The organism is Vibrio sp. QJM3NY_39 (assembly GCF_057785895.1).
The window spans coordinates 2,269,692-2,283,799 of sequence record NZ_CM173505.1 but is presented as its reverse complement, the minus strand read 5'-3'; the positions used below and the strand labels follow the sequence as shown (position 1 = coordinate 2,283,799).

The 14,108-nt window shown below is 44.6% G+C and carries 15 protein-coding genes; 7 read left to right on the top strand and 8 right to left on the bottom strand.

Annotation, left to right across the window (positions count from 1 at the left end):
- Window positions 1-114: 114 nt before the first annotated feature.
- The 4 genes from AC3CHU_RS10140 to AC3CHU_RS10125 all read left to right on the top strand — a co-directional run bounded on the left by AC3CHU_RS10140 (window position 115) and on the right by AC3CHU_RS10125 (window position 5,235).
- Window positions 115-1,548, top strand: a complete 1,434-nt coding sequence (locus AC3CHU_RS10140) for a sodium-dependent transporter (RefSeq protein ID WP_012604350.1) — start codon at window positions 115-117, stop codon at window positions 1,546-1,548.
- Window positions 1,549-1,778: 230 nt separating this feature from the next.
- Complete coding sequence (locus tag AC3CHU_RS10135; RefSeq protein WP_488524470.1) at window positions 1,779-3,395, top strand: methyl-accepting chemotaxis protein; 1,617 nt, start codon at window positions 1,779-1,781, stop codon at window positions 3,393-3,395.
- 179 nt (window positions 3,396-3,574) lie between these two features.
- Window positions 3,575-4,273, top strand: a complete 699-nt coding sequence (locus tag AC3CHU_RS10130; RefSeq protein WP_004734618.1) for a TIGR01621 family pseudouridine synthase — start codon at window positions 3,575-3,577, stop codon at window positions 4,271-4,273.
- An 8-nt stretch (window positions 4,274-4,281) separates the two neighbouring features.
- Window positions 4,282-5,235 carry a class I SAM-dependent methyltransferase gene (locus tag AC3CHU_RS10125; RefSeq protein WP_488524469.1) on the top strand — a complete coding sequence of 318 codons (954 nt, stop codon included), beginning with the start codon at window positions 4,282-4,284 and terminating at the stop codon, window positions 5,233-5,235.
- Window positions 5,236-5,311: 76 nt separating this feature from the next.
- On the opposite strand, the gene AC3CHU_RS10120 is transcribed toward AC3CHU_RS10125, so the two are convergent.
- The 5 genes from AC3CHU_RS10120 to AC3CHU_RS10100 form a co-directional block, all read right to left on the bottom strand.
- Window positions 5,312-5,929 (bottom strand): CDP-alcohol phosphatidyltransferase family protein, encoded by a 618-nt coding sequence (locus AC3CHU_RS10120; protein WP_237290670.1) that lies wholly within the window; start codon window positions 5,927-5,929, stop codon window positions 5,312-5,314.
- Window positions 5,919-6,569, bottom strand: coding sequence for an ATP-binding cassette domain-containing protein (locus AC3CHU_RS10115; RefSeq protein WP_065205522.1), 651 nt, complete (start codon window positions 6,567-6,569; stop codon window positions 5,919-5,921). The genes AC3CHU_RS10120 and AC3CHU_RS10115 overlap by 11 nt, the downstream gene beginning before the upstream one ends.
- Window positions 6,535-8,235 (bottom strand): ABC transporter permease, encoded by a 1,701-nt coding sequence (locus tag AC3CHU_RS10110; RefSeq protein ID WP_488524468.1) that lies wholly within the window; start codon window positions 8,233-8,235, stop codon window positions 6,535-6,537. The genes AC3CHU_RS10115 and AC3CHU_RS10110 overlap by 35 nt, the downstream gene beginning before the upstream one ends.
- Window positions 8,236-8,240: 5 nt before the next feature.
- The gene (locus tag AC3CHU_RS10105) at window positions 8,241-9,407 is read right to left on the bottom strand and encodes an ABC transporter substrate-binding protein (RefSeq protein ID WP_026012260.1); all 1,167 of its coding nucleotides are present in this window, start codon (window positions 9,405-9,407) and stop codon (window positions 8,241-8,243) included.
- A 395-nt stretch (window positions 9,408-9,802) separates the two neighbouring features.
- Entirely contained in the window at window positions 9,803-10,249 is a 447-nt protein-coding gene (locus AC3CHU_RS10100; RefSeq protein WP_004734625.1) for an META domain-containing protein, read from the bottom strand.
- Between the two features lie 187 nt (window positions 10,250-10,436).
- On the opposite strand from AC3CHU_RS10100, the gene AC3CHU_RS10095 reads away from it, so the two are divergent.
- Together AC3CHU_RS10095 and AC3CHU_RS10090 are read left to right on the top strand one after the other, a co-directional pair.
- Entirely contained in the window at window positions 10,437-10,700 is a 264-nt protein-coding gene (locus tag AC3CHU_RS10095) for a DUF1289 domain-containing protein (protein WP_017079017.1), read from the top strand.
- Window positions 10,701-10,809: 109 nt separating this feature from the next.
- Window positions 10,810-10,977 (top strand): hypothetical protein, encoded by a 168-nt coding sequence (locus AC3CHU_RS10090; protein WP_017079018.1) that lies wholly within the window; start codon window positions 10,810-10,812, stop codon window positions 10,975-10,977.
- Window positions 10,978-11,051: 74 nt separating this feature from the next.
- On the opposite strand, the gene AC3CHU_RS10085 is transcribed toward AC3CHU_RS10090, so the two are convergent.
- The 3 genes from AC3CHU_RS10085 to AC3CHU_RS10075 form a co-directional block, all read right to left on the bottom strand.
- The gene (locus tag AC3CHU_RS10085) at window positions 11,052-11,354 is read right to left on the bottom strand and encodes a thiamine-binding protein (RefSeq protein WP_488525491.1); all 303 of its coding nucleotides are present in this window, start codon (window positions 11,352-11,354) and stop codon (window positions 11,052-11,054) included.
- A gap of 142 nt (window positions 11,355-11,496) precedes the next feature.
- Window positions 11,497-11,718, bottom strand: coding sequence for a hypothetical protein (locus tag AC3CHU_RS10080; protein ID WP_004734659.1), 222 nt, complete (start codon window positions 11,716-11,718; stop codon window positions 11,497-11,499).
- A 250-nt stretch (window positions 11,719-11,968) separates the two neighbouring features.
- Window positions 11,969-13,207 carry a DEAD/DEAH box helicase gene (locus tag AC3CHU_RS10075; RefSeq protein WP_488524467.1) on the bottom strand — a complete coding sequence of 413 codons (1,239 nt, stop codon included), beginning with the start codon at window positions 13,205-13,207 and terminating at the stop codon, window positions 11,969-11,971.
- Between the two features lie 245 nt (window positions 13,208-13,452).
- On the opposite strand from AC3CHU_RS10075, the gene AC3CHU_RS10070 reads away from it, so the two are divergent.
- Window positions 13,453-14,079 (top strand): LysE family translocator, encoded by a 627-nt coding sequence (locus AC3CHU_RS10070; protein ID WP_171307763.1) that lies wholly within the window; start codon window positions 13,453-13,455, stop codon window positions 14,077-14,079.
- The last annotated feature ends 29 nt before the right edge of the window (window positions 14,080-14,108 follow it).

Here is a 14,108-nt window from a genome sequence, read left to right as displayed (position 1 = left end):
AACGAGCGTCAATCAAATCTTTTAAGTGTGTAAATTTTTTTATACACCTTATCTTTTAAAGACGCCACCCAAAGCAAAACACAACATCACACAACACAAAAGTTTGGAGTACACGTGGCTACTAGTAATACAACCACAACACCCCGCGATACCTGGGGTTCGAAGTTAGGATTCGTAATGGCTGCAGCAGGTTCTGCTGTTGGTCTAGGTAACATTTGGAAATTCCCTTACACAGCAGGCGAAAGTGGCGGCGGTGCATTCGTTGCAATTTACCTGTTTTTTGTAATCTTCATCGGTTTCAGTGTCATGCTGACTGAATTTGCGATTGGCCGTCATACGCAAAAATCAGCGGTAGGTGCATTTAAATCGACTGACCGTCGTTGGACGTTCGCTGGTGTTATCGGCGTAGTCAGTGGTTTACTTATCATGGGTTTCTACCCTGTAGTAGGTGGCTGGTCTATCGCATACATCGGTAAAATTGCTGGTGGTCTACTAGACGCACCTGAAGCAATCGGTGACAGCTTCGGTGGCTTTATCTCAAACCCAGTTCAACCACTTATGTGGATGGGCCTATACCTACTACTTAACGTCGTCATCGTTATGAAGGGTATTTCTGGTGGTATTGAGAAAGCGGGTAAGATTCTGATGCCACTTCTTTTCATTATCCTTATCGTGGTATCAATCAAAGGTCTAATGCTTCCGGGCGCGATGGCTGGTCTTGAATTCCTATTCAGCCCTGATTTCTCTAAAGTAGACAGCGGTGTAATTCTAGCTGCACTAGGTCAAGCATTCTTCTCACTATCTCTTGGTATGGGTTGTATGTTGACTTACGGTTCTTACCTTAAGAAGAAAGAGAACCTAGTTCAAACTACAGCTATGGTTACGGCGATGGATACAGGCGTTGCTATCCTAGCTGGTGTAGCTATGTTCCCTGCAATGTTCGCATTCGGCATGGAGCCTGCCGCGGGTCCTGGTCTAGTATTCGTTGTTGTTCCTCAGCTATTCGCTGAAATGGGCGGCGTAGTTGGTCTGCTATTTGCTCTAATGTTCTTCGTTGGTCTAAGTGTTGCGGCACTGACTTCTTCAGTATCTCTACTTGAAGTGGTGGTTTCGTACCTAATCGATGAGAAAGGCATGAAGCGTGTGACTGCAGTACTGTCTGCAAGTGTAGTTATGGCGATTCTATGTATCTTCGCTTCTCTATCACTTGGCGGCTTCGGTCCAACACTGTTTGGTACTGGTGCATTCGATATCTTCGACTTACTAACGGATAAAATCTTCCTAGCAGTTGGCGGTATGTTGGTATGTATCTTCGCTGGTTGGAGACTAAACCGTGCTGACCTAGAGAAAGAAATCACTAACGACGGTGAAGTATCTTTCCCACTATTCGGTCTATGGTACACACTTGTTAAGTACATCATCCCAGTAGCTATCGCTATCGTAGCGTTCATGGGTATCTCTTCTGGCTTCGACAGCGGTAAAGGTGCAATCATGCTACTAGGTATTGGTATCATTGCTGGCTCTGCGCTTATCTCTAAGAAGTTATAGTTCTGAGAAGCTATAGGTCTAAGAAGCTATAGCTCTAAGAAACCATAGCTCTTAGAAGCTACAATCCGCGAGTTAAAGTAAGTTAAGAAACGGGAGCCATTGGCTCCCGTTTTTTTATGCTACCAACTTAATTATCAAAGAAAAATAAATACTTAAAGTTATTGGTCTGGTAGCCGATATAATGAAAAGTAATAGCTGATTGAGCTGTATTTTATTTAAGTAGGTGTTGTGTGAAATTGTCAGTTAGGAAGAAGTTGTACGCTGGGTTTGGCTCTATATTGGCGGTGCTTGTCACGTTAGTCGGTATTGTATGGATAGAAGTCATTGGAGCTCACAAGAGCGCTGATGAAATTAGGATGGATGATGTCCCGGGAACGGTGACCTACCTTGTATTGATAGATGAGGCTGGGGATGTTTATCGCGATGCACTTGGTGCGATTACTCAGGCCGACAATGCGCTTAATGATTATCGAACCAACAAGAATGAATTTGCTCAGGCTATTAAAGAAGCAAAACGTTTAGAGAGTCGAGGTTCAGAAGACCATCGCCGTATTGAGCGAATTGAAGACCTGATGGGGCGCTTTACTCAAGAGTTTGAATCTAAGCTTGTACCTATGATCAACGATGAGTCTGCGCTGTTATCGAATATCCAGCAGCTTCGCTCCTTATATGAGAGCAATCTAATCCCGGTTGAAAACTTACTGGACCAAGCGTCTGCAAGTGAGCGTGCCGATACAGAACAATCGCTGCTTGTATTAACCGATTCGTTTACCACCATCGAACGCACCATCATGGTGTTGTCTGCCATTGCGATTGTGTTTGGTTGTGTGATTGCGTTTGTATTATCTAGCTCCATCACTAACCGTCTAACTCGTGTTGAACAAGTTGCGCGACGCGTGGCAAATGGCGACCTTACCGCTGGAGATATTGTTGATGATTCTGGCGATGAACTAGCCGATCTCGCTACTTCGATTAACCAGATGCAGAAATCTTTGGTCGACCTATTGGGTTCAATCTCTTCTGTGACGAACCAAGTTCAATCGGTGACAGGTGAGCTATCATCAATCAGTCAAGACATCGTTTCTGGTGCCTCTGCACAAGCTGATAAAGCTAACCTGATTGCGACCGCCGCAGAAGAGCTAAGCTTGACTATTTCGGAAGTCGCTCAGCAAGGTATTTCTACTTATGAAGAGGCGCGTCGCTCAGAAACGTCAGCAGAAGATGGCCGTAACGTGATTGTTGAAATGGTGGCAAGTATCCAACAAGTGTCGACTCAAATGAGCGACATGTCGGTACAAATGAATACGCTAGGTTCACATGGCGAACAGATTGGCAGTGTTATTAAGGTAATCGAAGACATCGCTGGACAAACCAACCTACTGGCGCTGAATGCTGCGATTGAAGCGGCACGTGCTGGTGAGTTTGGACGTGGCTTTGCGGTGGTTGCAGATGAAGTACGAGCGCTGGCAGAGAGAACGACCAAAGCGACTCAAGAAGTGTCTGGTATCATTCAGTCGATTCAATCTGGTACGCAAGAAGCGGTGACTTACACTCAAGATAACTGTCGTTTAGTTGAGATTGGTGTAGAGCAAAGCTCTGGCGCAGTTTCGGCGCTAGAAGCGATTGTAAGTGGTGCTGGCAATGTACAAAGCATGGTCAACTCTATCGCTACTGCGGCAGAAGAACAGACAGCGGTGACCAAAGAAATTGCAGCGGATATTACGGCGATCAGTGATATTTCTGAGCAGTCTTTGCAATTGGCGACTCGCAGCTCTGAAAATACCTCAGGCTTGAACGCTAAAGTTGCTGAGCTAGAAGCATTAGTCGGTAAGTTCAAACTAGCGTAGGGCGGGTGGCTTTGTTCTATTTTCCGAATGTTAATCGAGTAAAGACCAAGCACTGATCGCTACTTGCTAAAAAGAAGCCCAATGATTCAATATTTATTGAGTGAGTTGGGCTTTTTCGTAGCTGGAATCTGGGTTCAGACACGGTATACTCCACGTTCTACAATGGAGCTAGCCTTTAAATGTTCGACATTCTTCTGAACCACTCTGATTTTTTACTCATAAACAAACATCCTGGCGTCAGCGTCCATAAAGACGATGGCGATACCATGTTGTTGCAAGAAGTTGCTAAAGCAATCAACGAGCCGAAGCTATACCTAGTCCATCGTCTCGATAAAATGACATCAGGTATTCTACTGCTGGCAAAAAATGCTTCGGCAGCAAGTGAGCTTTCACAGCTGTTCGCAAAGCGTGAAGTCGAGAAGTACTACCTTGCGATTGGTTCGAAGAAACCAAAGAAAAAGCAGGGGCTGATTTCAGGAGATATGGAGCGTTCACGACGCTCAAGCTGGAAGTTACTGACAAGCAAAGAAAATCCAGCGATTACCCAGTTTTTATCTGCAACGGCTGAACCCGGTGAGCGTCTATTTTTATGTAAACCCTATACGGGGCGAACTCATCAGATCCGTGTTGCGATGAAGTCGATCGGCTCAGCCATTGTTGGTGACCCTATTTATAATCCATCGAGTGAGGCTGACAGAGGTTATCTGCATGCCTTCGCGATTCGATTTACCTATCAATCACAAGCCTACGAATATGTCTGCGATCCAAGAAGCCTAAACTCCTTGGGTGAGAAGTGGCATCAAGAGATCGTGTCTAATGGTTTAGACAACTGGCTTGAACCTTGGTCATTAACTTGGCCAAAGCTAAACACTAAGTGAGTGAAATAATGGAAGCATCAGCTTTACCTCTGTTTTTTAGTCATATTGAACAGCAACTTAATGAAGTGCCGAATGAGCTACGCCGTATTTTTCACGGTCGTGGTAAGTTTTGGCCAGGCCTAGATCAACTAACATGTGATTGGGTTGATGGGCAGTTATTGGTTAACGTATTCAAAGAAGTGGATGACGAATTCTTATCATCTCTTAAAGCGGGACTGGTCGATCTCACCAATAAAGATATCTGGCAAGTAAAGCAGGGCACCAGTATTGTTCTGCAACATCGTTATGCCGATGGTGCGCCATCAGAGGTTTTATGGGGTGAACTTAATGACTTACCCATCGTGGTTGAGCACGGTCTTAAGTACCAACTAGACATTGGCCGTAACCAGAACTTTGGTTTGTTCCTTGACATGCGTAATGGTCGCCAGTGGGTACAAGACAATGCTAAGGATAAGAATGTCCTTAACCTGTTCGCATACACTTGTGGTTTCTCAGTAGCGGCTATCGCTGGTGGTGCTCGCCAATGCATGAACGTGGACATGTCACGTGGCTCGCTAAACAAAGGCCGTGATAACCACCGCTTGAATGATCACGATATGCGTTCGGTGAACTTCCTTGGTTACGATATCTTTAAGTCTTGGGGAAAAATCAAAAAGGGTGGCCCTTACGAGTTGGTTATCATCGACCCGCCTTCGTTCCAAAAAGGCAGCTTTGCTTTAACTAAAGATTACAAAAAGATCTTACGTCGCTTGCCTGATCTTCTAACAGAAGGCGGAGAAGTGATTGCTTGTGTTAACTCACCAGCAGTATCGCCAAACTTCCTAATTGAGACGATGGCAGAAGAAGCGCCTAGTGTTGAGTTTATCGAACGTTTAGACAACCCACCTGAGTTTGTCGATGTCGACCTTGATTCAAGCCTAAAGGTATTGAGATTTCAAATTAAAGCCTCTACTGACGCTTAATTGAATTTCAGAATCAGCTAAAAAACGCCGCTCATATGAGCGGCGTTTTTGTTTATGAGGAATGCAGAAATTCATATTAGTTGGTTTGATTCTTGAGTGTCTGAAACCCAAAATAAATACGCATGAACGTAGTTAGCCAACACGCAGCACCAAAGGTATAAGCGATAACCGCAAAGTGTTGAGGCCAAATACAGAAAGCAATGAAACAAGCGATGGTTTCTGTGCCTTCGGTTAGTCCAGACATGTAATAGAGAGACTTATGTTTATAGACTGGGTTTTCAATGCCTCGCTTACCAGCCATAACCGCAAACGCTAAAAAGCTGCTGCCTGTGCCGATAAAAGAGAAAATCAAAAATGCACCGGCAATGGCGTTGTGTTCTGGGTTGGCGATAACAAAGCCAAAAGGGATTAACGAGTAGAAAAGAAAATCGAGGCTGATGTCTAGGAAACCGCCCGCATCACTAATGCCTTGGATTCGAGCTAAGGCTCCATCAAGCCCGTCACAAACCCTGTTAAATACAATAAACCCCAACGCCCATTCGTATTGTTGAAATGCCAATGCTGGAAACGCTAAACATCCCACCACAAATCCGAATAACGTGGTTTGATTGGCCGTGATATCAAATTGGTTCAGTAACTTAGCCGACTGATTTAATGGCCACTTAATGACCTTAATAGAGTACTTATCCAGCATGGTTACTTCTCCATGGCCAAGACAGAACTTTTGCCCCTTGAGGCACATCGGTTTGGTCGTGCGTCACCATTAATGTCGGAATATTCGCTTTAGTGAGTTGCTCAAATACCCAGTCGCGAAACTGGGCTCTGAGTTCTTGGTCGAGCTTACTAAACGGCTCATCAAGCAACGCCAATTTCGGTTTCGCCAATAGCATACGAGTTAAGCTAATTCTCGCTCGCTGGCCGCCAGATATTTGGTCGGGAAACGACTCAGCCAAGCGGGTCAGTTCAATGTCTTTTAATGCTTCCATTGCTTGTTGCTGGCGATCTGAACCCTTAACCGAGTTTGGTAACGAAAAGGCCAAGTTCTCCCATACTTTTAGGTGTGGAAACAACAAGTCATCTTGAAACAGAATGCCGACTTCACGCTGATGTGATGGGATCTCGTCTAGCTGAATATCGTTCAAAATAACGGTGCCAGAGTATGAGAACTCGTCATTCAGGTGACCCGCGATGGCATCTAACAACGTCGATTTTCCGCAGCCGCTTGGCCCCATCAACGCCAATATTTGGCCTGATTCTAATGTTACGTTTAGCGCTGAAAACAGCGATTCGCCACCGTTTTTATGGATGGCGAGGTCGTTGAGGTGCAGACTCATTAGTAAGAAAACCTTTAAAAGTAAGACGGCGATATCTAAGTTGAAGTCGGCTGACTAATATCGCTAAAGAGAAAAAGAACAGAGGCAACAAGGCCTGCCAAATGGCATAAATTGCGGTTACCCTGCGGTCGAAACCACTGTTTAGGGCAACGGCTTCTGTGGTGATGGTGCTAATACGACCAGCACCGAGCATCAATGTCGGCAAGTACTGAGCCAAACTCACACTGATCCCAACCGCCCAAGCGAAGGCGATGGCGGGCAGTAATATAGGCAGCTTGATCGAATACCAGCTTTGAAATGGCGATTTACCCAAGCTCAGTGAAGCTTTTATCAGCCCATCGTTGAAGCTTTTCCATGGGCCGTCCAAAGACAAGTACACAAATGGAAAGGCGAAGAAAACATGCGCCCAAATAACCCAAAGCTCATAGGCACTGCTGCCAATGTATAGGGTGGTGATTTGCATACCGAATAACACCGACAGTTGAGGTATCAACATGGGAATCGCGATAATAAAGCCTGGGACTTGCCACTTGTATTTGATTCTGTATTCGTGAGCAACCAGCGCAAGCAACAAAGCGATTGAAGCAGCAATCAGACCAATCCATAAGCTTTGACCAACGGTGCTCATGATGCCATCCCACTCGAACTCCCAGAAGCGCATGCTGTAGCGACTAGGCAGTAAATCAGGGAAGCGCCAGCGCTGCGCAAAACTCCAGATAATCATCAATGGAATGATCATCAGTGACAAAGCTGCAAGAGCTGTGAATACCGTTTTCCCCGGAAGGTTTGCTCCTGTTCTTCCTGAATACTGCCAAGTTCTAAAGTACTTAAGAATTGCCCATTCAACTAAACGCGCCAAGGCGATGATCAACGAAGCCAAGCCAAACAAAACGATCGCACCAGCAGCAGCTCGTGGTAGTAGATTAAGATCTGGGTCGTTGAACCATTGCCATACCAAAACGGCAAAAGTCGGTGGGTTGGTTGGGCCAATGATCAGAGCGATGTCGACAACCGATACGCTATAGGCGAGCACAGCCAGCATTGGGAAGCGAAGCTTAGTAAACCATTGCGGGAAAATACACTTCCACCAGATCTGAGCGCGGCTGTAACCGAGTGATGCACTCACCTTAGTGATACGTTCTACATCGATTTGTTGAAGTATCGATATGCTCATCAGCAACAAGAAAGGAACTTCTTTGAGTGCGAGCATAATGATTAGGCCAAACGCGTAAGGATCTTTGATCAGCAAAGCCAATTCAGAGCTTGTAGCCGATTCACCAAGTAAGTGATGCACGGCTCTTGCGCCAAGCCCTGTTGGGCTAAACAGAAAAGCAAAGCCGATAGCGAAAGCCACATGCGGAATGGCAAGCATTGGCGATAGCGTTAGCTCAATCTTTCTCCAAAACTTGTTTCCCCAAGAAGCCTGAAGAATACAAAAGGTCAGGAAGCAGGCAATGTAGCTGCTGGCGACCGCTGAACCTAGGCTTAAGCCAATAGAGTGCCAAGCCCCTTCCCATTGAAAGACTTGGCTAAAGCCGTTGAGTGTTGGCTTCTCTAAACCTAGGGGCGGGATGAAACTCAGTGACGAAGCCACGACTCCCGCTACCCCAGGAATGGTTGGGATAATGCACACAGCTATAACAACAAAATATAGAGCGCGAAGCATGGAGGTTAGTTACCGTATCGTTTAAGCCACTCTTTCTCGAGCGCGTTTTGCCAACTAGGATGCGGTTCATCAATCGATTTAAATTGCTGAGTATTTTTAGCGCTGCCGGTTAGGTACTTACTGCTCAATACAGAAGGGTCACCCCAGACATTGAGGTCACCTTTGCGAGATTGTGCTTCTGGGCTCAACAAGAAGTTGATGGTCACTTGAGCACCCGCGGTTGCATTGGCATTCCAAGGAATCGCAAGGAAGTGAATGTTAGACAGAGCGCCGCTTTCTAACGCATAAGCCTTGGTAGTTTCCGCTAGGCGGCCACTTGATTGTGCTGAATATACAGAGTTTGGATTGAACGTAATCGCGAGGTCGAGCTGTCCGTCATCCAGAAGTTGAATGCTTTCAGATGTACCTGCAGGAAATTGCTTTCCGCCTCTCCATGCCACTTTATGGAATTTATCTAAGTAAGCCCACAGTGGTTCCGTAACGTCTTGGAAGGTATCTTCTGAAACGGGTTTAGCAAGCGCAGGACTGTTGTTTGTTAGCTCAATCAGTAGAGACTTAATGAAGCTCGTACCGTGAAACTCTGGTGGGCGCGGGTAGCTTAAGCGATTCGGGAAAGCCTGAGCGTAGCTCAACATCTCTGAAAACGATTGTGGAGGATTGTGCAGTGTTTCTTGGTCGTGGATGAAGACAAGTTGCCCAACGCCCCAAGGTGCCTCCAAGCCTTCTGTTGGCTCCGAGAAATCGACATCGATCGGCAAAGACTTATCCACGTACTGCCAGTTTGGAAGTGTTTGAGTGAATGGTCCAAACAACAAGGCATTTTCTTTCATTGAACGGAAATTCTCGCCGTTAATCCAGACGATATCGACACTGCCTTCAGTGTTCTTTCCTGCCGCCTTTTCTGCGAGTAAGCGAGTGGTAGTTTCTGCAATATCGGTTACTTTCACATGTTTTAAGGTAACACCGTACTCACTTTGTAATTTCTTGCCCGCCCACTGTAGGTAACGATTGATTTCTTGGCTACCGCCCCAAGCGTGAAAGTAGACAGTTTGTCCCTCTGCCTGCTGTTCGATTTGGTTCCAGTTATTGGTTGATGTTGCTTCATCAGCATAAATGGTTGCGCTGTATGCAACGGTTGCCATGATTCCTAACGTACTTACTATCTTGTTCATAAACTTTTCCATTTGGTAGTGAACGGGTAAGAGCATTGTTATTTAGAACTCCCTACAGTTATTCTATCTGTTTCTAAAATAATTTCTAATTCAACAGTAAATTCAATCAATTACTTGAGAACAAGCAGGGAGGGCGCGCTGCTCTTTTTTGGTTGAACTTTGTTCGATATGCGATCGTCTCGAAAGCTCGACAGACTCTAGGCTCTTACCATCCTAGCAATAGACCGATAAACCAGTGAATTTATTGCATCTAAATGAGAGATATTTGAGGTTTATTGGAGGTTGGAACTAAAAGTAGGCGACGAGTGTTAATTTTGAAGGTGTAGTGAGGGTAAGCAGGCAATAAAAAAGGAGCCATGAAGGCTCCTTTAATCAATATCTATTTCGAGAACGGATTAGTTTACCCAATCACGAATTGTGTACGTTAGCGTGTGTACATCGTTTTTCAGTACTAGCGTATCGTTTGTTAGAGTTACGTCGCTCCACTCGCTTAGAGTAGCAGAAACCGACTGTTCGATTTCCATCGCAGAGCCGTGACACATTTTCATTGTCATGCCCATTTGCTTGATACGGAATTGGCCGTCTTTTAGCTCGCCTTGACCGAAGAAGTTGTTACAACCAGCCATGCCGTTTGCAGTCATCTTTTCGCCGATCTCTAGACGAGGAGCTGCTTGGTCTTCGCTTTTCACAATGTCCTTGCCATCAATTTGCGCAAGTTCCCAATTATGGTGCTGTAGATCGGTTGGTGTTACTTGCATCGCGTTGTCACCTGTTGTTGTGCATGCTGCTAGCATCATAGGTAAAGCGGCTACTGCTAGTAATTTTTTTGAACTAAACTTCATATTATAAGGCTCCAAAGGAAAGAACGAAGTTACCGAATAAGTGTAACTTGATGGGTTCAAAGTATAGTTTACAAAACACTATATGTGTCAGTATAAGGTCATAGTTTAGTATGAATTTCACGAGCTGGGCGACAAATTAATCGCTTATTTTTTAATTAGTAAGCTCGATTTTGATGTGTAAGGAGGCATGGTGGAGCAGTTAGAGTTTTTCCAGGTTCCAAGCCCTTGCGTTGGGGTTTGCTCAAGCGATGATAAAGGCTATTGCAATGGTTGTATGCGCAAAAGAGAAGAACGCTTTAATTGGATGTCGATGACTCCGTCAGAACAATTGCACGTGATTAAGCTTTGTCGTCAGCGCTATCGAAGGAAGATAATGAAGCAAAAAAACTTGGTTGGTAAGTCGGTCGACGAAGAGGGAAATACAAGTCCCCAAAGAGATCTTTTCGGTTAAAGAGGAAGTATCAAGATTTTATTTAACTCCGAAGTAACTATTACTTTACATAATGGTTGGGGTGTAATATTAAGGTAGGTACCTTTGTACCAGAAGGAGTGATGTCGGTATGAATAAAAAGAACGTAAAACTCAAAAAAGAACCGGTTAAAGCACTTGATCGAAAAAACATTGGGGCGAAAAATGACCCTGAAGAGAGCCCGCGTGATTGGCATTCGATGTCAGAAGAAGAACGAATGGAAATCCTTTCTCACCTTTCAGACATGCCTTTTCAATAACATCACTGGTTCTTCAGAGTCTTTCTTAACCCCTTGTTTTCTTAAATAAACAGCTTTCTGAAATAAACATATTATTAAACAAACATGTGATTCGCTTTCGTTACACCACGATGGTATGTACAAAATGTATCATCGGCCTCGGTGGTTTTACTATGAATCTTAATGTTGGTTATCACTTCTACAGCCCCAGCATCGTAACAAGCTTGCTCTGCCTTTTTAACGATATCGAGTAATTGATTGAGTTCACCTTTCATTGTGGTTTCCATCGCACCAATTTGGAAAGGCAGATCGGCTGCTTTCACCACTTCAATAGCTTTATCAACTACTTCGAAGTTGTTGCCTTCTTTAACGCGAGGGATCACTTGGAAGGCAACCATCACTTCTTTTTCTCTTTTTAACTCAGACACTTTCTGCTTACTCAATGATAGGGATTTGTTGCAGATGATAGGTTAATGCGGAGATAAATTCTACAGCGGTTACGCTGCTTTATTTATGACACGAGTGACTGGAGATATCGGACTACTTGCTACCCCAGTGGTCGCTAACCCAACCACCAATATGCTCATCAAAATGACTACCACTGAACCTCTGATTGCGTTCCACCGAGGTATCACAGTCGTCTTTGTTGTCGATTAGGTTTTGTATGTAGTTTGCCATTGGGTCATTGGAACTCTGACGATCTCGGCGAGTAGCCACTTCCTTAATCAGTTGTAATCGATATGTAGAGCTTGCACGTTTCATTTCAATGACCTCCCGGTTTTTAGACACTAATAGAAAAATCTAGTTGCCAGATATAGGGGCGTCAACGTGATCAGAAAGTATTTTTTTTGAGCAACCAAGAATCAATACCTTGGCACCATAATTCACAAAAGTGTCATTTAAAGTTGCATTTTGTCTGAGTCGACAGGTTGTGATTTTACATCTGATTGCATATAAAAAGCCCAGTACAAACTGGGCTAATCGATTTTCTATGGCTATTCTGATGAACTGGCTATTTCGAAGGACTTGGCTTGCTCTTAAATTGCTTAGCACTTTTCTTCTTTGCGGTTCTTCGGTTAGCCATTTTGTCTTTAGGTGGACGTTTGCGAGCTGTCGCTTCCGATGCAGGTTTGTCTGTAACAGGGAAACCTTCTAATGCTTGTAGCACAAGAGGCTTATTGGTCAGAGTACGAATCGCATTCAGGTAATCAGTTTCGCTGTGACTAACCAGAGAGATAGCGCAACCAGTGCTTCCTGCTCTTGCTGTGCGACCAACTCGGTGTACGTAAGTTGCGGAGTGTGTCGGCAAATCAAAATTAATCACGACAGGCAGCTGATCAATATGGATGCCGCGAGCCATCACGTCGGTGGCGATAAGCACACGAGTCTCGCCATTTTTGAAACTTTCTAATGCTTGCTCTCGTTCTTCTTGGCTCTTATTTCCGTGTAACGCACTCACATTGATTTTAGATTTATTCAATCGCTTGGTTAATGCGTCGGCATTGTCTTTCGCACCAATGAACACCAATACTCGCGGCCATGGGGTCTGATGAAGTAGGGCGATGAGCGCTTGAGCCTTACTGCCTTTGTTCACTAAATACAGAGTTTCTTCAATAGTCGCGACCACGCTGTTTTCTTGGTGTGTCGTGACTTTAACTGGATTTGAAAGAAGCTCTTCAGCTTGCCCCATTAATTCGGGCGGAAGTGTCGCCGAGAACAACAGTGACTGACGTTTGCTTGGTAGTGCTGCGGTAATTGCTTGAATATCTGGCCAAAAGCCCATGTCGATCAGTCGGTCGGCTTCATCAAGAACCAATGATACGCACTGAGCGACATCCAGTTCGCTACTTTTGATTAAAGCAAGTAGACGCCCTGGCGTAGCGATTGCTAATTGCGGTTGGGTTAGTAATTGTTGCTGTTTAACATCAGTATTCACGCCACCGGTTAAGGTTACGAATTTGATATCGAGCGCTGTCGCGACCGGCTCTAAAGATTCAGTCACTTGAGACGCGAGTTCACGTGTCGGGACGATGATAAGCGCTTGAAGTCCATTCACATCATGGATGATGTTGTTCAGCAAGGGTAAGCCGAACGCCAATGTTTTTCCGCTACCCGTTTGAGCCAACGCAAGTACGTCTTTACCCGCAATAATTGATGGAATTACCGCTTGTTGTATCTCAGTCGGTTTGTCGAATTGAGAAGGGATCGCTGTGACGGTTTTTGCGTTAAGGGTGAGGTTATCAAATGACATAAATGAACCAAGTATCAAAATAGAGGTGGAGTCTAACAGGGCTATAAATGTTAGAGAATGAGTTTTGCTGTGTTACAGGATAAACGGGTGAATTATACACGTTAAATTTAAGCGTTATCCATACAACTGAACTAAGGCAAGCTAATTAAACGTTTGGCATATTGTAATGGTATTGAATGGACGTACAATACCTGCCCTAAAATGATCAAGAAATGAATAGGAAGCTTTAAGGAAATGAGAGCGAAATGAGTTGGGAAAGTATCTGGCTGTTTATTGTCATCGTGTTTTTTATTGCGATCATTCCAGGCCCAAATGCTCTGTTGGTATTGAGCACGGCTTTAACTCAAAGAAAGTTGTTTGCGTTTATTAACGTGTTGGGTGTGTCATGCGGGTTCTTGTTTCATGCGTTTGTTTCTGCGAATGGCATGAGCTTACTGTTATCTCAGACTCCAATGGCCTTTGAGGGACTGAAGTGGGTGGGTGTATTGTACTTAGTCTGGCTTGGGTACAACCATTTTCGGGCGGCATTGCGAGCTCAAGAGGGCGTGCTTGCTATAGTGAGCGCATCGGGCAGTAAGCTTTATAACCAGTTTTTCAAAGGACTCTTCACTAACCTACTTAACCCTAAAATCGTTCTATTCTACCTTTCGATATTCCCTCAGTTTGTTTCTAAGGATCACATTGTGTCCGACAGTTTAATGCTGGGCGCGATACAGGCGACAGTGGTTGCTACATGGTTTTTGGTTGTCATTTTGATGGCTGATACGTTTAAGAAATTATTGACGAAAAAGCGCACGTCTCAATGGATGAACATTGTGTGCGGGTTGTTGTTTGTTGGCTTCAGTATTCAGTTGGCGCTGTTTCAGCTTTAGGGTTCATAGTTAATAATCGACCCCCTAGC